This is a genomic window from Chryseobacterium indologenes (assembly GCF_018362995.1).
In the GTDB taxonomy this organism is placed as follows: domain Bacteria; phylum Bacteroidota; class Bacteroidia; order Flavobacteriales; family Weeksellaceae; genus Chryseobacterium; species Chryseobacterium indologenes_G.
In genome coordinates, this window is sequence record NZ_CP074372.1 from 2,680,885 (window position 1) to 2,699,962 (window position 19,078).

General features: G+C 35.7%; 18 protein-coding genes. 12 read left to right on the forward strand and 6 right to left on the reverse strand.

Going from position 1 to position 19,078, the window contains the following annotated elements:
* The first annotated feature begins 246 nt into the window (after positions 1 to 246).
* Entirely contained in the window at positions 247 to 831 is a 585-nt protein-coding gene (locus DYR29_RS12065; protein ID WP_213277070.1) for a ribonuclease HII, read from the forward strand.
* Positions 832 to 959: 128 nt separating this feature from the next.
* Here DYR29_RS12065 and yidC read toward each other — a convergent pair whose 3' ends face one another.
* From yidC to DYR29_RS12080, 3 genes are all read right to left on the reverse strand, one after another.
* Positions 960 to 2,759 carry a membrane protein insertase YidC gene (gene yidC / locus DYR29_RS12070; RefSeq protein WP_213277072.1) on the reverse strand — a complete coding sequence of 600 codons (1,800 nt, stop codon included), beginning with the start codon at positions 2,757 to 2,759 and terminating at the stop codon, positions 960 to 962.
* Positions 2,760 to 2,963: 204 nt separating this feature from the next.
* Positions 2,964 to 4,571, reverse strand: a complete 1,608-nt coding sequence (locus tag DYR29_RS12075) for a CTP synthase (protein ID WP_213277073.1) — start codon at positions 4,569 to 4,571, stop codon at positions 2,964 to 2,966.
* A gap of 226 nt (positions 4,572 to 4,797) precedes the next feature.
* The gene (locus tag DYR29_RS12080; protein ID WP_213277074.1) at positions 4,798 to 5,367 is read right to left on the reverse strand and encodes a YceI family protein; all 570 of its coding nucleotides are present in this window, start codon (positions 5,365 to 5,367) and stop codon (positions 4,798 to 4,800) included.
* Between the two features lie 136 nt (positions 5,368 to 5,503).
* Here DYR29_RS12080 and radA point away from each other — a divergent pair, with 136 nt between their 5' ends.
* Both radA and DYR29_RS12090 read left to right on the forward strand, forming a co-directional pair.
* Positions 5,504 to 6,853, forward strand: a complete 1,350-nt coding sequence (gene radA, locus DYR29_RS12085; protein WP_047379126.1) for a DNA repair protein RadA — start codon at positions 5,504 to 5,506, stop codon at positions 6,851 to 6,853.
* Between the two features lie 132 nt (positions 6,854 to 6,985).
* The gene (locus tag DYR29_RS12090) at positions 6,986 to 7,567 is read left to right on the forward strand and encodes an ACP phosphodiesterase (protein WP_213277075.1); all 582 of its coding nucleotides are present in this window, start codon (positions 6,986 to 6,988) and stop codon (positions 7,565 to 7,567) included.
* A 270-nt stretch (positions 7,568 to 7,837) separates the two neighbouring features.
* On the opposite strand, the gene DYR29_RS12095 is transcribed toward DYR29_RS12090, so the two are convergent.
* Positions 7,838 to 8,353: a DUF6702 family protein gene (locus tag DYR29_RS12095; protein WP_213277076.1), complete on the reverse strand. Its 516-nt coding sequence runs from the start codon at positions 8,351 to 8,353 to the stop codon at positions 7,838 to 7,840.
* A gap of 152 nt (positions 8,354 to 8,505) precedes the next feature.
* On the opposite strand from DYR29_RS12095, the gene DYR29_RS12100 reads away from it, so the two are divergent.
* The 5 genes from DYR29_RS12100 (at position 8,506) to DYR29_RS22940 (ending at position 12,982) form a co-directional block, all read left to right on the forward strand.
* On the forward strand, positions 8,506 to 9,084 hold the full coding sequence (locus DYR29_RS12100; RefSeq protein WP_213277077.1) for a HupE/UreJ family protein: 579 nt from the start codon (positions 8,506 to 8,508) through the stop codon (positions 9,082 to 9,084).
* A gap of 67 nt (positions 9,085 to 9,151) precedes the next feature.
* Positions 9,152 to 11,539 (forward strand): M1 family metallopeptidase, encoded by a 2,388-nt coding sequence (locus tag DYR29_RS12105; RefSeq protein WP_213277078.1) that lies wholly within the window; start codon positions 9,152 to 9,154, stop codon positions 11,537 to 11,539.
* Positions 11,540 to 11,595: 56 nt separating this feature from the next.
* A complete protein-coding gene (locus tag DYR29_RS12110) occupies positions 11,596 to 12,318 on the forward strand; it encodes a hypothetical protein (protein ID WP_213277079.1) in 723 nt (240 codons plus the stop codon).
* A 154-nt stretch (positions 12,319 to 12,472) separates the two neighbouring features.
* Positions 12,473 to 12,610: a hypothetical protein gene (locus DYR29_RS12115; protein WP_167498910.1), complete on the forward strand. Its 138-nt coding sequence runs from the start codon at positions 12,473 to 12,475 to the stop codon at positions 12,608 to 12,610.
* Positions 12,611 to 12,847: 237 nt separating this feature from the next.
* Positions 12,848 to 12,982, forward strand: a complete 135-nt coding sequence (locus tag DYR29_RS22940) for a hypothetical protein (protein WP_262484587.1) — start codon at positions 12,848 to 12,850, stop codon at positions 12,980 to 12,982.
* 55 nt (positions 12,983 to 13,037) lie between these two features.
* On the opposite strand, the gene DYR29_RS12120 is transcribed toward DYR29_RS22940, so the two are convergent.
* On the reverse strand, positions 13,038 to 13,736 hold the full coding sequence (locus DYR29_RS12120) for a LytR/AlgR family response regulator transcription factor (protein ID WP_213277081.1): 699 nt from the start codon (positions 13,734 to 13,736) through the stop codon (positions 13,038 to 13,040).
* Positions 13,729 to 14,637 carry a sensor histidine kinase gene (locus DYR29_RS12125; protein WP_249413488.1) on the reverse strand — a complete coding sequence of 303 codons (909 nt, stop codon included), beginning with the start codon at positions 14,635 to 14,637 and terminating at the stop codon, positions 13,729 to 13,731. Before DYR29_RS12125 ends, DYR29_RS12120 begins: the two co-directional genes overlap by 8 nt.
* Positions 14,638 to 15,079: 442 nt before the next feature.
* On the opposite strand from DYR29_RS12125, the gene DYR29_RS12130 reads away from it, so the two are divergent.
* The 4 genes from DYR29_RS12130 to DYR29_RS12145 are packed head-to-tail and all read left to right on the forward strand — an operon-like array spanning position 15,080 to position 19,032.
* Positions 15,080 to 15,688, forward strand: a complete 609-nt coding sequence (locus DYR29_RS12130; RefSeq protein ID WP_249413489.1) for a DUF2490 domain-containing protein — start codon at positions 15,080 to 15,082, stop codon at positions 15,686 to 15,688.
* A gap of 24 nt (positions 15,689 to 15,712) precedes the next feature.
* A complete protein-coding gene (locus tag DYR29_RS12135; protein ID WP_213277084.1) occupies positions 15,713 to 16,999 on the forward strand; it encodes a CitMHS family transporter in 1,287 nt (428 codons plus the stop codon).
* Positions 17,000 to 17,042: 43 nt separating this feature from the next.
* Entirely contained in the window at positions 17,043 to 18,254 is a 1,212-nt protein-coding gene (locus DYR29_RS12140; protein ID WP_249413490.1) for a cation:dicarboxylate symporter family transporter, read from the forward strand.
* Positions 18,241 to 19,032, forward strand: a complete 792-nt coding sequence (locus DYR29_RS12145) for a TerC family protein (RefSeq protein WP_213277085.1) — start codon at positions 18,241 to 18,243, stop codon at positions 19,030 to 19,032. The genes DYR29_RS12140 and DYR29_RS12145 overlap by 14 nt, the downstream gene beginning before the upstream one ends.
* Positions 19,033 to 19,078: the final 46 nt, after the last annotated feature.

The window sequence follows — 19,078 nt, forward strand, 5'->3', positions numbered from 1 at the left end:
TGCCTACAAATATGTGAAACTTTCTTAAAATCAGCAAGAAAAAATGTTAATTTTTCATAATCAACACATTCATTATTAAAAAAAATATATTATAAATATAATTAAATAAAAAAAACACATAATTAACAATATCAACATAAAAGATTAAAAACAGTAAATTATACTATCCACAATAATTAAAACAAAAAAAACACACAAAATAACTTCCTTCAAAATTTTATACTTTTGCATTCAGATAAACAATTCATGGAGCTAATAAAAAACTGGTCGAAACTTTACATCGAGGCTGGATGTGATGAAGTAGGAAGAGGATGTTTAAGCGGTCCGGTGGTAGCTGCTGCAGTAATTTTAGATGATGATTTCAAACAAAATCTGGTGAATGATTCAAAAAAATTAACGTTCAAAACCCGAATGGATTTGGATAGTTATATCAAAGATAATGTGAAAAACTATGCTATAGCAGAACTCCCCCCTTCGTTTATTGATGAGCATAATATTCTTAACGCAAGCATTCATGCTATGCATCGTGCATTGGATAAGCTCACCATAATTCCGGAACTTATTCTGGTAGATGGAAATAAATTTCATCCCTATAATTACATTCCGTATCAATGTATTATTAAAGGAGATTCAAAGGTTTTATCTATTGCTGCTGCATCTATTCTAGCCAAAAACTATAGGGATAAATTAATGATTCAACTTCATGAAGAGCACCCTGAATATGGCTGGGATACCAATTTTGGCTATGCAACAAAAAAACATCAGGAAGCCCTTATAAAGTATGGTCCGACATCTCATCACAGACAATCTTTCAGACTAAAATATGACTGAAACATCTCATTTTCAATTATTAAATCCTCATGCCAAGATTAGAAATTTGAAATCATTCTAAATAAAATTCAAATAAAAAAAGAGAAGCAATTATTTATTGCTTCTCTTTTTATAATATAATTTAAGAATTATTTTTTCTTAGTTCTCTGCTGCTCCTGAACTTTTTGCTGCTCCTGAGCTTTCTCCATCATTTCTCTCATTCTCTTCTGGAATTTACCTTCTGCTTTCGGTTTTTCCTTGTTAGACTGAATCTGAGCATGGATTTTCTTTTCATCCAGGATTAGGTATTTAATTACAAGGATGATTAAGATGTTAATAGCATTCGATACAAAATAATACCATGAAAGACCTGAAGCCGAAGTATTAAGGAAGAATAGGAATGTAATCGGGAAGATATACATTAAAACCTTCATGTTTGGCATTCCTTCCTGTTGAGGCTGCTGCATATTTCCTGAAGTCATTACCGTATATATTAAGATAACAATTGTACAAGCTAATGCAAAAATACTTAAGTGATCTCCCAGGAAAGGAACTTTAAACGGAAGTTTGATCAAATCATCATAAGCTGTTAAATCTTTTGCAAACCAGAACCCTTGTCCTCTAAGGTCAATAAAGTTCGGGAAGAAACGGAACAATGCATAGAAGATAGGAATCTGAACCAATGCAGGTAAACATCCCGCCATCTGATTCACTCCGGCTTTTCTATAAATCTCCATTGTAGCCTGCTGTTTCTTCATTGGATCTGCATCCTTAAATTTAGCATTAGCTTCATCAATTTCCGGACGGATCACCTTCATCATCGCACTCAATTTATGCTGCTTATACATAATTGGTGATAAGATCAGCTTCACAATGATTGTCATTACAAAAATTACCCAGCCTGCAGATAATCCCCAGCCAGCGATAACACTATACAACCACATAAAGAAATAACGGTTCATCCAACCGATAAAAGACCATCCTAATGGTAAGATCTCATCAAAGTTTTTATCATAAGATTTCAACAATGGCAAATCTAATGGCATAAAATACCACGTAAAGTCCTGATTCAATTCACTTCCGGTCATCTGAACGAAACCTTCATAATTTAGTTTCTTCAAATACTCTCCTTCCTCAACAGTCTCCTGGTTACCCTTACTATGTGTGAAACCATTTTTAGCTTCAATCACTGAAGAAAAGAACTGCTGCTTTACTCCAATCCAGTTAAGCGTTTCTTTCTCCTCATCCATTGTAGTTCTTCCATCATAATCATAATCCTTATAATTATTGAAAGCATAAGAGAATTCTGAGTGAGACTGCTCCTGAGCTCTACCTTTTTCCAGGTTTCTTACATTGTAATCCCAGATAAAATCTGCTTTATTGTCAGATGTGATATTGGCTAAACCTTGAGTTCTTACTTTAAAATCTAAGGTATATTTTGGAAGTAATGTATAAATAAACTGGATAACAGCACCATTATAATTGGCCGTCATCGTTACCGCATTTCCATTAACAGCAGGTGAGAAGACTAAATCTTTAGTATTGATTACTTTCCCTGTTTTATCTTTAAATTGAAAACCGTAGTTAGAATTATTTTTATTGATCAGATAAAGAGGAAGATCTGCTTTATCTGTTTTGTGATCATATGCTTTATATTTTGAAAGCTGAACTTTAGAAACCTGTCCTCCTAAGCTTGAGAACTCAACATTTAATTCTGTGTTTGACAGGCTCGCGGTCTGAATTGCACCCGGAGTTACATTTGGATTGATATTGTTTGCCTGAGTTTGTTTTACGGCATTTTTTACCTGTTCCGTTTTCTGCTGCTGAGCTTTTAACTCCTCTTCTTTCGCTTGTTTGTTCTGGAAATAGAACATAAAACCGAAGAGAACCAGGCATAAAACCGCGAAACTAATCATTTGCTTCTTATCGATTCCGTTGTTTTGTTGCATTTTATTTTTGTTATAATTAAAATTTCCTATTCTTAGCTTACTACAGAACTATAAGAAAACTGATAAATCTGCAGCAAATTTGAGCTGACAAAAATACTGTTTTTTTATCAAAACTCTATACTATAATACATTACTATATAATAAACTCAAGCTGAGAATAATCAGCCTGAGTTTATGTGTAGACGTTTATGATAAAATATTACCTTATTTTTTTTCGCAAGCCTTGATGAAAGCTCTGAATAAAGGATGCGGTGTTGCTACCGTACTTTTATATTCCGGGTGATACTGAACTCCCACATAGAACGGGTGATCAGGAAGCTCAAGCGCTTCTACCAAACCTGTTTCAGGGTTTGTACCTGTAGCAAGGAAACCATTTTTCTCAAATTCCTGGAGATAATCACTGTTGAATTCATAACGGTGACGGTGTCTTTCAGAAATATTCTTGCTTCCGTAGATGTCAAATAGTTTAGAACCGTTTTTCAAAGAACATTTCCATGCTCCAAGACGCATTGTTCCTCCTTTATCTACCACATTTTTCTGTTCTTCCATTAAAGAAATTACAGGATCCGGAGTTGCTGTATCAAATTCCATTGAGTTTGCTTTGGTGTGCCCTAAGACATTTCTTGCAAATTCAATCGTCATGATCTGCATTCCTAAACAGATTCCCAACATTGGAATTTTATTTTCTCTTGCATATTTTGCGGTAAGAACTTTTCCTTCAATTCCTCTGTCTCCGAAACCTGGAGCTACAAGGATACCATTTACTCCTTTCAGAGTATCTTTAATATTTTCTTCTGTGATATCTCCACTGTATACCCATCTTACTTTTACTTCAGTTTCAAGGTCAGCTCCTGCATGTTTGAAAGCTTCAGCAATGGAAATATAAGAATCCTGAAGAGAAACATATTTTCCAACCAATGCAATCTCAACTGTTTTCTTAGGGTTCTGGAATTTCTTAAGGAAACTCTTCCAGTCTTTAAGATCAGCTGTTTTATCACTTTTCAGATCCAGTTCTTTCAATACTACATCATCAAAGTTTTGTTTCTGAAGATACATCGGAACTTCATAGATTGTTTCCAGATCTTTACACTCGATAACGTTTTCTAAGGCAACGTTACAGAATTGAGCAAGCTTTGCTCTCTGATCTTTAGGAATTTTATGTTCTGTTCTGCACACTAAAACATCTGCCATAATTCCGCTTTCCATCAATTGACGAACTGAGTGCTGGGATGGTTTTGTTTTTAATTCTCCACTTGAAGCCAGGTATGGCAGTAAAGTAAGGTGAATCACCATAGAATTTTTCTCTCCTAACTCCCATTTTAACTGACGAACAGTTTCAATATAAGGTAAAGATTCAATATCTCCAACAGTTCCTCCGATCTCCGTAATGATGATATCGTAGTTCTGTTTGGAAAGCATTTTAATTCTACGTTTGATTTCGTTAGTAATATGAGGAATTACCTGAACTGTTTTTCCAAGGAAATCTCCTTTTCTTTCTTTCTCAATTACAGTCTGATAAATTTTTCCTGTAGTAACGTTGTTGTTTTGGGATGTAGGAGCATCAAGGTAACGCTCATAGTGGCCTAAATCCAGATCTGTCTCCGCACCATCTTCAGTTACATAGCACTCTCCGTGCTCATAAGGGTTCAAAGTTCCTGGGTCGATATTGATATAAGGATCTAATTTTTGGATCGTTACATTAAAGCCGCGTGATTTTAGTAGAAGTCCCAGAGAAGCAGAAACGATTCCCTTTCCCAAAGATGAAGTTACACCTCCTGTCACAAAGATGTACTTTGTATTCTTTTTACTCATTAGATTAGGTTTGTGCAAAGTTATGGGAAAAAGAGATACAAAGCAATTATTTACATTTTGAAAATTAAAAAACACCACTCAAACAATAATAAAACCTGATAATTTTTTTTATCTGTATTCGATATAAGCAAATGCAACAAAGTTATAACCAACATGATTTCTGTCTACAAACTAAAAAGGTTTTCCATTGAGTGGAAAACCTTTTTAGTTTGTATGTTTTGAAATGTTACTGCTTAACAAATTCAAAATAAGCTGTTACTTCAACATCTTTTGCTATTCCAGCACCAGACGAATCATATTTAATTCCATAATCCAGACGATTCACTGTAAATTTTGTCTGAATTCCCATAACTTCTTTTCCGTCTTTATTTTTTGTAATTCCACCGAATGTAGCCGGAGCACTGATTTCTTTTTCCACTCCTTTCATTGTCAGTTTTCCTTTTACAATATAATTGTTGTTTTTATCTTTTGTGACGGAAGAACTTTTAAATTCGATAGTTGGATATTTGGCAACATCAAAAAACTCTTCGCTTATAAGATGTCTGTCTCTCATGTCCACCCCAGTATTAATGGTTGGAACACTGATAGAAAAGTTTAAATCGGCATTATCCAGATTAGCACTACTAGTGGCTGCTTTTCCATCAAATTTATCAAACCTTCCCTGCACGAAACTAATTCCCATGTGCTTGATATTAAAGTTAATTGATGAATGCATTTGATCCACCTGCCAGGTTCCCTGTGCAAAAGCAATAATACTCAGAAGCGTAAATACGAAAGATAAAAATACTTTTTTCATTGTAATTATATTTTACATTACTATTTAATTGAACAAAGCTAAGATATGAAAGATATTTCTACCGTGGATGGATTAGTTTTTAATATTAAATCCATTTAGATTCTGAAAGAAAAATGCTTTTTTATAACTTCGCAGTATGGCAAAACTGAAAACAGCATATTTCTGTCAAAACTGCGGAACACAATATCCTCAATGGCTCGGGCAATGTAAAAACTGTGGAGAATGGAACACTCTGGTGGAAGAAGTGGTTGAAAAACCTTCTCATAAAACTCCGCCTTTCTCAAAAACCAAACAACATGTGATCAATATTGTTGAAGTAGTAACGAGTGAAGAGCCGAGAATAAAAACTCCTTCTGATGAATTGAACCGTGTTTTAGGAGGTGGAATTGTTTTAGGTTCCGTTACTTTGATTGGTGGTGAACCTGGAATCGGGAAGTCTACCCTCCTGCTTCAGCTTGCTTTGAAAATGAAGAAAAAAATCTTCTATGTTTCGGGGGAAGAAAGTGCTTCTCAGATCAAAATGAGAGCAGACAGGCTTACAGATATTCAAAATCCAAACTGCTTTCTGTTTACTGAAACGTCATTGGAAAAAATCCTTCACGAGGCCAAAAAACTGGAACCGGATTTCATGATCATTGACTCTATTCAGACTCTGCAATCTCAACTGATAGAAAGTTCTCCGGGAACCGTTTCCCAAATCCGGGAATGCTCCAATGAGATCATCAAATATGCCAAAGAAAACAATACTCCGGTGTTTCTTGTAGGACACATTACCAAAGACGGGCAGATTGCAGGACCAAAAGTTCTGGAACACATGGTGGATGTGGTTCTGAATTTTGATGGAGACCGTAATCACCTTTTCAGATTGCTGAGAGCGAATAAAAACCGTTTTGGATCTACTTCCGAGATTGGTATCTATGAAATGGTTTCTCAGGGATTAAAAGAAATTAAAAATCCTTCTGAAATCCTGATCACCAAGAAATTTGAGGAACTGTCCGGTAACTCCGTTGCGGTAACTCTGGAAGGAAACCGACCTATGCTTCTGGAAATTCAGGCATTGGTAAGTACTGCCGTGTATGGTACCCCTCAAAGAAGCTCTACCGGTTTTGATTCTAAGAGGCTGAATATGCTTTTGGCTGTACTGGAAAAAAGAGCTGGTTTCCAACTGGGGGCAAAAGACGTTTTCCTGAATATTACCGGAGGGATAAAAACGGATGACCCGGCACTGGATCTGGCAGTGGTAGCTTCTGTTCTTTCATCCAATGAGGATATTGCTATCTCAGAACACTACTGTTTTGCCGGAGAAATAGGGCTAAGTGGTGAAATACGTCCTGTAGCACAAGTGGAACAAAGAATTACTGAAGCTGAAAAACTGGGTTATGAAAAAATATTTGTTTCCAATCTTAATAAAATTCCGAAAAGAAAGTTTGGGATAAAGATCGAGGAAGTGAGTAAGATTGAGGATTTCCATGAAAGGCTTTTCTAATGTGAACGGTCAATTTTGCTCCACCAATCAATCGTCAATTGAAACGTGGATAAAAAATTCACGAGCGAAGCGGATTCACTATTCACTATTCACCATTATCAAACATTCACTTTTAATTCATACCTTTAAGTTATGAATTATCTGGCGCATTCTTTTCTTTCTTTTACCAACGGACAGATCGTTGGTCAGTTTCTCGAAGATTTTATCCGCAACAGGGATCGTTTTTCTTTCCCGAAAGATATTCAGGACGGAATTACCATGCACAGGGCTATTGATACTTATACTGACTCCCATCCCGCCATTCATGAAGCTAAAAAAGTATTTGCTCCTTTGGTAAGACTATATGCCGGTGCATTTGTAGATGTTTCTATGGATCACTTTGTAGCCAGAGATCTTTCCCTGAACTCTTTGGAAGAATGGAAAGCCCATTCTCTTAAGGTTTACAGCGTTTTGAATGCCCATAAACAATGGCTGCCTGAAAATTTCAAAAAAATGCTGGTCAAAATGGAACAGGACGACTGGCTTTATAATTACCGTGAAGACTGGGGAATTAAATTCAGTATTCAGAATGTGCTCAATAAAGCGAAATATCTGGATAAAGATATTCCTGTTTTTGAAGCTTTTTTAAAGAATAAGGACCATCTTCAGCAATGTTATGATGATTTTTTTCCTGACCTTCTTGTCCATGCAAAAGAGATTAATACGTTGCTTTAGCTGGAAAATTAATAGACTTTAAATTTGTCTTATTGTTTAAAATGCAAAGACTAAATTAAGTTTTGCTATTATTAAGCAAACTAAGAAGGCGACAAGTCGCTGAACAAGCTGCATGGATTTGGTACTGCTTAGAAAAAATCAACGAAGTCGATTCTTCCTTTGCTTCCTCAAAAATATAATATTATACGCTGAAATCTTTACGTGAAATTACAATTTCCTAAATACAAATAGAATAGTTTTCTACCTTTTCTATTTAATTCATTAATATGCTTAGAACTGTTTATAGAGATAGCGGTTAGGATAAGTAAGCTTTTCACTGCTTCTTTGTCCGTTTACAATAATATGAACAATATTGATCTGATCATCGAAAAGGTTGTATAGAAAACTTACGGCAGTTTCCACTTTTTTAGGTATGGTTACAGGTTCAGACTCGAGAAAGATATCTACTGATTCCTGATCTTCTTCATATCCGATATAATTTACTTTTAAAAATTTGTTATCAGCTTTTAGCTTGAAATATTCTGAACAGTATTTTTGCAGGGCATCATTCAATCTTGCTTTATATTTTTCATCATTAAAATGAAAAGCTCCTCCATATTTTTTTCCCAGACCATTTTCCATATCATCAAGGAAGAATCGTCCCGTCACTTCAAATGTTCTGGATTTTGAATTATAATTAATTTCCACAGAGCCTACATGATAAGGATGAAAAGCTTCATCACTCACAAAACTCTGAAATACCATGGTTACGAATAAAAGAAATCCAAAAAAAAGCTTACCCGACATGAATTCTATTTTTACAGCAAATATAAAAAAAGCAGCAGTTATAAAAACTCCTTCCAATTATAATTCATTCAGGAAAAGTTGATGTAAAAATTCCGGATGATTAGCTCCCATCAATGAAATGTTTATTTTTGCAATAAATATTTTTAACCAAAATGCAGGATTTTCTTTTTTATTTAAACCTTGGATGGGAACATATTATTTCTTTGGATGCTTTAGATCATCAGTTATTTGTTCTGGCGTTGATTGCTGCTTATTCTTACAATGACTGGAAAAAAATTCTGATTCTTGTTACGGCATTTACCATCGGGCATTCCATTACATTAGCTTTAAGTATTCTGGATGTCTTCAGAGTTCCGTCTGACTGGGTTGAGTTTTTAATTCCTCTGACGATTGTACTGACATCATTGGATAATATCATTATGAAAAATCAAAAGCAGACCCTGATGCGGGCCAATTATTATCTTGCATTGATCTTTGGTCTGGTACATGGAATGGGATTCGCCAATACCGCAAGGGTCATGATTGCGAAAAGTCAAAGTATTGCTTTACCTCTGCTGGGATTCAATATTGGTCTGGAACTGGGACAAATTGTAATTGTTGCTGCAATCTTAATCATTCTGTTTATTTCACTCAATCTTTTCAAAGTGAATAAAAAAGACTGGATCCTCTTTGTTTCTTCCGGGGTATTTGCTTTATCCTTAAAAATGACTTTGGAAAGAATTCCTTTTTAAAAGTTAAATATTTTCATTATTTCAAGAGCTTATCACTATCTTTGATCATTAATAAATCATTTCGGTTATGAAACTAAAAGTTGTTATACTTTCACTTTCTGTATTTGCATATACAGGTTTCACCGCACAAAATATTCAGAATAACCCGGGCAGCAACCACGGTAACAAGTTTGAGCAGCTGGGAACTATTCTGCCAACACCCAACATTTACAGAACGGCTTCAGGAGCTCCGGGACACGGATACTGGCAAAACAGAGCCGATTATAACATTTCCGCTTATCTGGATGAGGATAAAAGAAATCTGAAGGGTTCGGAAACGGTGACATACTACAACAATTCTCCGGATGATCTGGATTATATCTGGCTGCAGCTTGATGAAAACGAACACTCAAACATCAGGAATGCCGGGTACGATACTTCATCTGTTCTTCGTCCTTCAACGACTGATCAGCAGCTTAAAGTAACAGAACTTCCCGTTAAGGATAATGGTTATGGAGTAAGTCTTGAGAAAGTAACAGATGCTTCAGGTAATGCTTTGAAGTACACGGTTAACAAAACCATGATGCGTATTGACCTTCCCAAGGTTTTGAAAAAGGGTGAAAAATTCGTTTTCAAGGTAGACTGGAACTACAATATCTCCAACAGAATGAAAATGGGAGGCCGTGGAGGTTATGAAAACTTCCCTGAAGATGGTAATGATCTGTATACGATAACCCAATGGTATCCAAGAATGTGTGTATACAGTGACTTCCAGGGCTGGCAGAACCACCAGTTTACCGGAAGAGGTGAATTTGCATTGGTTTTCGGGGACTTTAAAGTTTCAGTGAATGTTCCTTCCGATCATATTGTAGGCGGAACAGGAGAATGTAAAAATTATGATCAGGTATTAACTTCTGATCAGCTATCAAGATACAGAAAAGCTGAAAATGCCTCTGAACCTATTGAAATCGTAACGTTGGATGAAGCTAAAAAAGCAGAGAAAAATCATTCAAAACAAAGAAAAATATGGGTTTTTGAAGCAAAAGATGTCCGTGATTTTGCATGGACTTCTTCGAGAAAGTTTGTATGGGACGGAATGCGTGTAACGATTCCTGAAAACAATAATAAAGTAATGGCAATGAGTTTCTATCCAAAAGAATCTTATGGTCTTTACAGAAAGTTTTCCACAAAAGCGGTTGCACATACAATTAAAACCTATTCAGAATTTACCATTCCTTATCCATATCCTGTAGCGCAATCTGTAGAAGCGGCGAACGGAATGGAATATCCAATGATCTGTTTCAATTTCGGAAGAACTGAAAAAGACGGAACCTATTCCGAAGGAACCAAAAACGGAATGCTCGGAGTAATTATTCATGAGGTTGGACACAACTTCTTCCCAATGATCATTAATTCTGATGAAAGACAATGGGCATGGATGGATGAAGGTCTGAATACATTTACAGAATATCTTACAGAAGAAAAATGGGATAATAAATTCCCTTCCAAAAGAGGACCGGCATGGACGATCGTAGATTATATGAAACTTCCGAAAGATCAGCTGGAGCCTATCATGAGTAACTCTGAAAATATTGTTCAATATGGTCCGAACGCGTATTCAAAACCTGCAACAGGATTGAATATTCTTCGTGAAACGATCATGGGAAGAGAACTTTTCGACAAAGCTTTTAAAACCTATGCTAAAAGATGGGCATTCAAACATCCTGAACCTGCAGATTTATTCCGTACCATGGAAGATGCCAGCGGTGAAGATCTAGACTGGTTCTGGAGAGGCTGGTTCTACGGTACAGATCCTGTAGATATTGCAATTGATAAAGTAACGGTAGCCGTTCCCAACCTGGATACAGACCCGAAAGCAGCGGCTGAAGTGAAATATCAGGTTGAAAAACCATTGGTCAACAGTTTTGAAGATCTTTCAAAAATCAGAAACAGAGAAGATAAGAATATTAAATTCTATGTAGATACTGATAAAGCTGCTCAGGATTTCTATTATAAATATGACAGAGGCCAGGAAAAGGTTGATAATAACAAGGAATACACGATCAAAACAGAAGCTGGTCTTCCTTTAGATGCTAAGGATAAAGAGAAGTTCAAAAATATTACAGGATATCAGATCGATTTTGTAAATAAAGGCGGATTGGTAATGCCGATCATTCTTGAATTTACTTTTGAAGATGGTTCAAAATTATACGATAAATCTGCAGCACAGATCTGGAGACTGAATGAGCAAAAGGTTTCCAAAACCTATTATTTTGATAAGAAATTAAAATCTATCCAGCTTGATCCAATGAGAGAAACCGCTGATATTGATACAAACAATAATTTCTGGAGCAGCACCGGATCAGGGACTGAAACTTCAAAATTCCAACTCTTTAAACAAAAACAGGAAGGAGGAACTGTAAGAGGAGGCTCAACCGGAAAGGTGAATCCAATGCAGGCCGCAGGAAAAAGTTAAAAACCAAAAGGTTGTAACTTTTAACAAATACAGCACTACTTATTATTAAAAAGATCATGAGAGCTATTCTTTTCCTTTTAATACTAAGTAGTGCTAATTTTTTTGCGCAAAATCTACTTAATCCGGAAAATTCCGGGATCAACTCAAAACTAATAAGGGATGAAACTACTGAAGCGGTATGGTATACTGAAAAAGCAGACACAAAAATAGAAATAGGAACCATCATTACAGAGATCAAAAGATTGAACAAAACCGACCTCCTCATCAAAACAATGGTAAAAATGAAACAAGCTCCTGATGCAAAATGGACTGACTCTACCCTTGTAAAAACATCTAATTTTGCACCTATCTATCATTCTTCTTACAACATCAACAGAGATATGGCACTCAAATCCGGCAAAGACAAAGTGACAGGATATTATCTTGATAAAAAATCTCAGAAAAAAGATGTTATTGATATCCCTGCAGCTCATTATTTTGACAGCAGCAGCTATGCAATGCTCATAAGATATCTTCCCTTGAAAGAAAATTATACCGCTGAAATTTCAATTTTTGATTACAACCCTAAATCTGAAAAAAAAGGGATGATGAAAGCTTACATTCTGGATACCAAAAAAACAGAGTATAAAGGGAAACCTGTCTGGGCGGTAAAAACAAATGATGACATCAGCGGCAAAACCTCTACAACTACCTACTACATTGATCCAGTAACAAGAAAGATCTTGAAACAAGACATGGATATGGCAGGGAGAAAGATGTCTTTGGAAATGATTCAATAAATTACTGAAGATTAAATACGAACACCTTATTCTCGTCTACAAAAAATATAACAACCTGACTTAAAAAGTTTTATATTTGAATTATCATAACACCAAATGTCAAAAACCTGATTGACAGTAAATTCTCAGGATCCAAAAAAACAAAATATTACTTATGAAAAATGCCAAATTACTAAGCAGAGATGCTCAGAAAACTATCAATGGCGGAATTGCTGCCAGAATTGTATGCTGCGAACGCGACGATAACGGAAAATGTACTTTATGGATCGGACCGGGACAAAACTGTCCTTAGTTCTATGATCTGATAACAATTTTGAATAAAGCCGGAACTGTCCGGCTTTCTCTTTTTATATCTTCCATCATCTTCTCTTTACACCTGATAATCAAAATTTTATTTTAAAAAAACAGAATAAAATATTTCACATAATATAGAAAAAATAGTATCTTTGATCCACTTCTTTTACACCAAATGTCAAAATCCTGATTGACTTTAAATGCTCAGGATGTACAAATCAAAATATTTCTAACTATGAAAAACGCTAAATTATTAAGCAGAGATGCTCAGAAAACAATCAATGGCGGAGCAGCAGGACGCTTTTGCTGTGAGTACAATTACAAAGGACAATGTATCCTTTGGATCGGACCGGGACAATATTGCCCATAGTTCTGTCATCAGATAACAATTTTGAATAAAGCCGGAAATTTCCGGCTTTATTTTTTTAGCTTAAATGTGCTTTTAAATTCTTTTTATAGGTTCTTCCCAATGGAAGTTCTTCTCCATTTTTCAGGAAAACATGTCCGGAATTGTAAGAATTGATATGATCTGATAATACAATATAAGACTTATGAATTCTGATGAATCCGAAATGCTGAAATTTCTCTTCAAAATTTGACATTCTCTCCAAAATCATATACTTTTTCAATGGAGTCATCAGTACGATATATTCACCGAATCCCTGTATCCAAAGAATATCTTTAAGGAAAACTTTATTCATCACATAATTGGATTTGAACATAATAAAATCTTCTTGTTGCTTACTGCCTGCCGAGCTTTTAAACTGAACAAAATCCCTTGCTTTATTGACTGCTTTTTTAAAGGTATCAAAATCCACAGGCTTGATAAGATAATGAACCACATCCAGTTCAAATGCTTTCACCGCATATTTTGTCTCAAGGGTAAGGAAAATACACAAAGGCGGATCAGGAAGCTGCTGCAGAAGTTCTACACCATTCATACCAGGCATATTGATATCGAAAACAACCAGATCTACTTTATTGGCTTTCAAGAACGCCAGTGCCTCTTCCGGTTTCTGAAATGAAGCCAGCAGCTCAACATCTTCAAGCTGATCGCAATATTGTTTTACAAGCTGTAATGCAGGATACTCATCATCTACATTAACGATAGTCAGATTAGCCATTGATAGTAATTGTTAAAGCAATTTTATATTGATCATTCTCTTTCGGTCCGGAATAAAATTCATAGTGATCAGGATAAAATTTTTCCAATATATGAATAATTGCTTCATTACCCAATCCGTGATATTCAGATTCAGCTGCATGAATTCTATCTCTCCCTACAGAATTTATAATTTCAAAATACAGTTCAGAGCGCTCAATATTACAGAATAATTTTATAAAACCATGGGCATCCTCTCCTATTGCTGAGTGTTTTAAAGCATTTTCAAATAAAGTAAGAAGGATAGCAGACGGGATTTCAGCAATGTCAAATTCATCCTGCTCTTCAATATCCATGACAATGTCAAGCTGGTTATTATATTTAAGCTGATATAAAGCGGCAAGCGCTTTCAGGGAAGAAAACTCCTGAGAAACCGTAACTTTTTCTTTCCCACTGTCATAAATAATATACTTCAGAAGTTTACTAAGCTGCAAAATAGAATCCGAGGTCTTCTCCGAATGTGTAAAACTGTTCGCATATATATTGTTAAGAGTATTCAGTAAAAAATGAGGATTCAGTTTAGACTTCAGCAAATCAAGATAAAGCTGATCTTTCTCTTCTCCAAGACTGATTACATCCTGCTCTATTAAAAATTTGTCTTTGGTAATCCCCAAAAAAGATCCCACCAGAATAATGATCCCCTGTGAAATGTAGACATTATAAAGAAAACCTACATGATAGCCTTTTTCGCTGAAATCCATCTGAAAAACCGCAGGCTCCCACAAAATCCTGAAAAGACTGGACACCAAAAAGCAGATTAAAGCATAAAGGATAAACTCAGGGTACTTATTGGATAAATAAAACCGGGGAACAAGATAATAATATACCAGATAATAGATTCCCACATTGAAAATTGTATTCAAAATAATGCTTATTACCAACTGAGTTGAATCCAGGAAGTAGTTTTCGGTGAAATAAGTCATCAAAATGAAGATAAAAAGGAAAAATATATGCTGAAACCTCAACAAGAACTTCCAACGGTACTTCATAAGACTTTCCAGAATCTTACCGCTAAATAAAATCCTGATAATCAATAATATAATAATAAAATTAATGATTAAAAACATAGTCCATACCTTATTTTGAAACGCATCAAATATAATATCTTTTTGTCTCAAAATGCAGTTCGTTGAGAAAAACTGTCATTGATTGAAAAAATCCGGGCCCGTTATTTCGAATAAATATATTTGAGAAACCGCAATATTAATCAAATATTACATGAAACTTAATATACAATTAACGCTTATTTTATCATTTTGTTTGATAAATGGCCTTTTACACAGTCAGAGCAAAGACAATTATAATATGTGGTTTCAGTACCTGATGTCGGCAAAGATTACCGATAAAAGTACTTTAACTGCACTTACCCAATACCGCTCTTTCGACCTGGCTTATGATACAAGACTTTTTCTGGTGAATGCTTATGTAGATTATGAAGTGGTGGAAAACATAAAACCAGCTGCAGGAGCTATGTTTTTGATCCTTGAATCTTATAATGCTGACGATTCTAAAAAAATAAGATATGAAAAAAGACCTTTTCAACAGGTAACCGCTGATTATTACATTGGCAGAACGTCAATCTCCAACCGTCTTAGAGTTGAGGAACGTTTCATCAGTAATCCGGATGAATTTGAAGTAAGAATCCGATACCTCATCTCCGTCAGAATTCCTTTCAATAAAAAAGGAGAAAAGGAAAAACTCTACGGCATTCTTAAAAATGAAATAAGAATGAATGTTGATAAGCTGGAACCTTTCGACAGTAATCGTATTACGGCAGGTCTTGGAATAAAATTAGGAAAAAATTCTGCGTTGGAGCTTGCCTTTATCAATCAACTGGAAACCAGAAAAACAAGTAATTACGGATTTATAGGTTTCAGAAACAATTTTGACTGGAGAAAAAAGAAACAACAATAACCTCATTAATATTTACATAAAACTATGCTTACATTTCTTGGTTTTTTAATGATTTTCATCTTCATGATTCTCATCATGAACAAAAAGATGACTCCGCTTACGGCTTTGGTACTTGTACCTGTATTGATAGCTGTAGTAGCAGGATTCGGGCCGGACCTGGGAAAAATGATGAAAGAAGGAGTAAAAGAAATAGCGCTTACGGGGGTTATGCTGATTTTTGCCATTCTGTACTTCAGTCTGATGATTGACACAGGACTTTTTGAACCGCTTGTGAATGTCATATTAAAGGCTGTAGGAGATAATCCTGTAAAAACAACTATCGGAACCGCCCTTCTCACCACTTTGGTTTCTTTAGACGGCGATGGCTCTTCCACTTATATTATTGTAGTGGCAGCACTACTCCCGCTTTATAAAAAACAGGGAATGAATCCTTTGGTTCTTACCTGTATTATTATGCTGGCAGGTGGTATTATGAATATTTTACCATGGGGCGGACCTACTGCAAGAGTAATGAGCTCTCTGAAACTGGGGCATACAGAAATATTTGTCCCTATGATTCCGGTAATGCTTATCGGGTTGGTATGGGTATTTTTTGTTGCCTATATTTTAGGAGTCAGAGAGAAAAAAAGAATAAGCAAGCATGGAAAATATACAAAATACAGCGGACAGGATATTGCCGGTGAAAATGATCCGGAACTAAGACGTCCCAAGCTTATTATTATCAATCTGATTCTGACTATTATTCTGCTTTGCGTGATGATCCTTGATATTATTCCTTTGGGAATTGCCTTTATGATTGCCTTCTGTATCGCTTCCCTGATTAATTATCCGAAACTGAAAGACCAACAGAAAATCATTTCAAAACATGCAGGGAATGCCTTATCTGTAGCAGGAATGATCTTCGGGGCAGGAATTTTTACAGGAATCTTAAATGGTACCGGAATTATGAACTCTATGGGAAACAGTATTATCAGCATCGTTCCTAAAACCTGGGGCAGCTATCTGAATGTAATCACCGCAATATTCAGTGTACCGCTGACTTTTTTCCTTACCAATGATGCCTATTATTTTGGAATATTACCCGTGATTACAGCAACGGGCAGCCAGCTGAATATCCCTCCGGATATTTTGGGACGTGCCAGTCTTGTGGGACAGGCTTCCCATCTATTAAGTCCATTGGTTCCTTCCACTTATCTGCTGGTTTCACTGGCAGGCGTTGAATTCTCTGACCACCTGAAATTCACCTTAAAATGGGCCATAGGATCATCAATCGTAATGTTGCTGAGCGCATTGGCTCTTGGTATTATATAAGATTATATCTTTGAATTTTGTAATCTTATCATATAAAAAGTGGATGATGAAACCTTTTAAGCAAAAAACATTTACAGACTCCTATTTAAGAAACCTTACCCTGTATGTGTTCACAGCTATTATCTGTGGAGCATTAACGGGCTATTATTTTCCGGAAGTCAGTAAACATCTGGAAACGGTAAGCAGTTATTTTTTCATGCTTCTGGAGATTTTGATTATTCCCGTTATTTTCATTGCAGTAACGTATGGAGTAAGCTATATTTTCAGCACTAAAAATGCATTTAAAATTGTAAGCCAGATGGTGATCTATTTCCTAATCATCACTTCCATCAGTATTTTATTGGGAATCGGCTCAGGGCTTCTTTTAAAACCTGGAGCCAATACGGGAATTATCATTTCTTCTCATAAAGCGCTTCCTGAAAGATTCTTGGCAAAAACCACAAACCCTTTACACATCAGCAATTATGTACTTTTTCTTTTAATATCCATATCAGCAGGAGTCCTGATTGGTCTTTCTAAGAAAAAGAATAACATCCTTAAAGTTATAGATTCAGGAAGAAACCTGTTTTTCAAACTCATTAAGTATGTTTATATATTTCTTCCGATAGTCATTTTCTGTAATATCGCATATGGAATCTCAGTATACGGCATTAATACTTTATTGCCATTAAGTAAAATTGTTGCTACAGTATACCTTACGAGTGTATTTTTCATTTTCGGAATATTAGGAGTTATTACAGCTTACTTTAAAATTAACCTTTGGGATTTTCTGATCAGCATCAAAGAAGAAATCATTCTGGTAGTAGCCACTTCTTCTTCCAAGATGGCGTTCCCCATGATTTTTGATAAAATGGAATCACAGGGCTATGACCGAAAAATTCTTCGTCTTATCATTCCCCTCGGATACAATTTTAATCTGGCAGGAGCATGTATTTATCTTTCGATTTCATGTATTTTCCTCGTTCAGCTTTACAATATTTCCCTTACGCCAATTGATTATTTCTGGCTTTTTATAACGATTTCCATTGCTTCCAAAACAGCTTCCGGAGTTCCCGGATCGGGCTTCCTTGCTCTGATGTTTACCTTAAGCCGGTTTGGAAAAATCCCTACCACAGATCTTGCCCTGTTATACAGTGTAGACCGCTTTATGAATGAAGCCAGATCTGTGACCAATTTCATAGGCATTTCAGTTTCTGCTGCCATTATTTCAAAACTTAACCAAAATACTATTTCTTTAAAAAATGATATTTCCTGATTTTACCCACCTTTTCAATGACATTTTACAAAACCCTGCAAAATCTATAGCCATTATCGGCAATCTTATCCTTATAGAAAGTCTTCTTTCCGTAGACAATGCTGCTGTATTGGCAACCATCGTAATGGATCTGCCCGAAAATCAAAGAAAAAAAGCATTAAAATACGGAATCCTTGGAGCTTATGTATTTCGCGGACTGGCCCTTATTTTTGCATCCGTCCTGATTTCCGTATGGTGGCTGAAACCATTGGGAGGACTGTACCTGCTCTATATTTCTGTTGACTGGTTTATCAAAAAAATAAAAAACACAAATGATGAAGAAAATCAGGAGGAAAATCCTGACAAAGAATCCAGCTGGCTGTATAAAAATTCAATTGGGCTGCTAGGGCATTTCTGGGCTACGGTTGCCATTGTGGAAGTAATGGATCTTGCTTTTTCTATCGATAATGTTTTTGCTGCCGTAGCATTTTCAGACAATTTACTTTTGATTACGCTGGGTGTTTTTATAGGAATTTTAGCCATGAGGTTTATTGCTCAATGGTTTGTCCGTCTGATGCAGATATTCCCTTTTCTTGAAACCGCCGCTTTTATTGTGATTGCTATTTTAGGAGTTAAACTAAGTTTGTCATTATACGAACACTTCTACCCTGCTACAGCTTTTGCTCAGTTTTTAGCCAGCCATACCATGGAAATTCTGGTTTCCGCCATTACTGTTCTCTTGTTTGTAGTTCCTGTAGCTACCAGCTATCTCTTCGGATTTCCGGCCCGCAAAAAATAATTTTTCTGCCAATTTTTCACATTCGGAAATAAAAATCTGCCATTTC

Bases quoted from the DNA above. Each gene is read 5' to 3' on its own strand.
- DYR29_RS12110 (WP_213277079.1), top strand. From the start codon at position 11,596: ATGAGAGCTATTCTTTTCCTTTTAATACTAAGTAGTGCTAATTTTTTT.
- DYR29_RS22940 (WP_262484587.1), top strand. From the start codon at position 12,848: ATGAAAAACGCTAAATTATTAAGCAGAGATGCTCAGAAAACAATCAAT.
- DYR29_RS12090 (WP_213277075.1), top strand. From the start codon at position 6,986: ATGAATTATCTGGCGCATTCTTTTCTTTCTTTTACCAACGGACAGATC.
- DYR29_RS12115 (WP_167498910.1), top strand. From the start codon at position 12,473: ATGAAAAATGCCAAATTACTAAGCAGAGATGCTCAGAAAACTATCAAT.
- DYR29_RS12130 (WP_249413489.1), top strand. From the start codon at position 15,080: ATGTGGTTTCAGTACCTGATGTCGGCAAAGATTACCGATAAAAGTACT.
- radA (WP_047379126.1), top strand. From the start codon at position 5,504: ATGGCAAAACTGAAAACAGCATATTTCTGTCAAAACTGCGGAACACAA.
- DYR29_RS12075 (WP_213277073.1), bottom strand. From the start codon at position 4,571: ATGAGTAAAAAGAATACAAAGTACATCTTTGTGACAGGAGGTGTAACT.
- DYR29_RS12080 (WP_213277074.1), bottom strand. From the start codon at position 5,367: ATGAAAAAAGTATTTTTATCTTTCGTATTTACGCTTCTGAGTATTATT.
- DYR29_RS12065 (WP_213277070.1), top strand. From the start codon at position 247: ATGGAGCTAATAAAAAACTGGTCGAAACTTTACATCGAGGCTGGATGT.
- DYR29_RS12105 (WP_213277078.1), top strand. From the start codon at position 9,152: ATGAAACTAAAAGTTGTTATACTTTCACTTTCTGTATTTGCATATACA.
- DYR29_RS12135 (WP_213277084.1), top strand. From the start codon at position 15,713: ATGCTTACATTTCTTGGTTTTTTAATGATTTTCATCTTCATGATTCTC.
- DYR29_RS12145 (WP_213277085.1), top strand. From the start codon at position 18,241: ATGATATTTCCTGATTTTACCCACCTTTTCAATGACATTTTACAAAAC.
- DYR29_RS12120 (WP_213277081.1), bottom strand. From the start codon at position 13,736: ATGGCTAATCTGACTATCGTTAATGTAGATGATGAGTATCCTGCATTA.
- DYR29_RS12100 (WP_213277077.1), top strand. From the start codon at position 8,506: ATGCAGGATTTTCTTTTTTATTTAAACCTTGGATGGGAACATATTATT.
- DYR29_RS12095 (WP_213277076.1), bottom strand. From the start codon at position 8,353: ATGTCGGGTAAGCTTTTTTTTGGATTTCTTTTATTCGTAACCATGGTA.
- DYR29_RS12140 (WP_249413490.1), top strand. From the start codon at position 17,043: ATGATGAAACCTTTTAAGCAAAAAACATTTACAGACTCCTATTTAAGA.
- yidC (WP_213277072.1), bottom strand. From the start codon at position 2,759: ATGCAACAAAACAACGGAATCGATAAGAAGCAAATGATTAGTTTCGCG.